The following is a 1,009-nucleotide window of genomic DNA, read 5'->3' as shown; positions in this document are numbered from 1 at the left end:
CTATCCAAGTTTTATAAAATCCATGTTATAATTTAATTATCAAATATTAGTTCGCGACTAATTTTAGAAACGAAATTTTGTTGAGGGTAACAAAGGATGTTAACCTATACTTAATTTACTAACTATTGTTTTGATGATGAAAGTAGAAATTAATTAATGAAATAAAAGGAGAGATTTAATATGACAAAGTTTATTTATGGTTCTTATAGTACATTTGAAGAAGCGGAAATGGCAGTGGAAGATTTAATCAGACGCGGCGTCTCTCAAAATGATATTTCAATTGCAACAAATAGTGATTATGTAACGGAAAGATTTTCAAGATCAGGTGTTGAAGTTTCTACAAGTGAAATCATTGATGAAGATAACTCATGGTGGGATGCTTTTGTTAATTTCCTTAATCCAAAACCAGATTTTGACGATGAACACTATGGGAAATATGAAGAATATAAAGAATTGATTCAAAATGGTGATGTGCTCGTATTAGTTGAGGAAACATACTTAGCTCAAGAACCGGGTGAAGATTATACACCAGGAAATGTCGCAGATTACCATGCTGATGCTCATATGAATGATGGATTAGATGAAAATACTACTATTAAATTACATGAAGAGCAGTTAAATGTTCGTAAAGAACGTGAAAGCAAAGGCGAAGTAGAAATAAGAAAACACGTTATTGAAGATACAGAAACGGTAGAAGTGCCTGTTAGACGTGAAGAACTTCATATTACTAGACGCGCCAATACAGACGCGGTAGCGGATGATGATGTATTTCAAGAAGAAACCTATACAGTGCCTTTATCAGAAGAACGAGTAGTTGTTGATAAAGAAACAGTAGTTACAGGAGAAGTAGATATTAACAAAACAGTTCAAGAAGAGACTGAACAAGTTACAGATTCAGTTCGTAAGGAAGTATTAGATGTTGATGGCGATCAAGAAATTATTACCGAAGACAGAACTGAATATTAATTAGATAATTAAATTAAAGGAGGTTAGTTACTGACTAATCTCC

Annotated in this window: 1 protein-coding gene; it reads left to right on the top strand. The window is 32.7% G+C overall.

Going from position 1 to position 1,009, the window contains the following annotated elements:
- Positions 1-180: 180 nt before the first annotated feature.
- A complete protein-coding gene (locus tag GSA01S_RS10280; RefSeq protein WP_066127328.1) occupies positions 181-966 on the top strand; it encodes a DUF2382 domain-containing protein in 786 nt (261 codons plus the stop codon).
- The last annotated feature ends 43 nt before the right edge of the window (positions 967-1,009 follow it).

Origin of the sequence: Globicatella sanguinis NBRC 15551 (assembly GCF_001552295.1) — a bacterium.
GTDB lineage: Bacteria > Bacillota > Bacilli > Lactobacillales > Aerococcaceae > Globicatella > Globicatella sanguinis.
Note: the sequence above shows the minus strand (reverse complement) of the source record. Positions and strands in the feature narration are given on the sequence as shown.

What these genes read in the sequence shown, in the direction of transcription:
- GSA01S_RS10280 (WP_066127328.1), top strand. Translation starts at nt 181, where the DNA reads ATGACAAAGTTTATTTATGGTTCTTATAGTACATTTGAAGAAGCGGAA.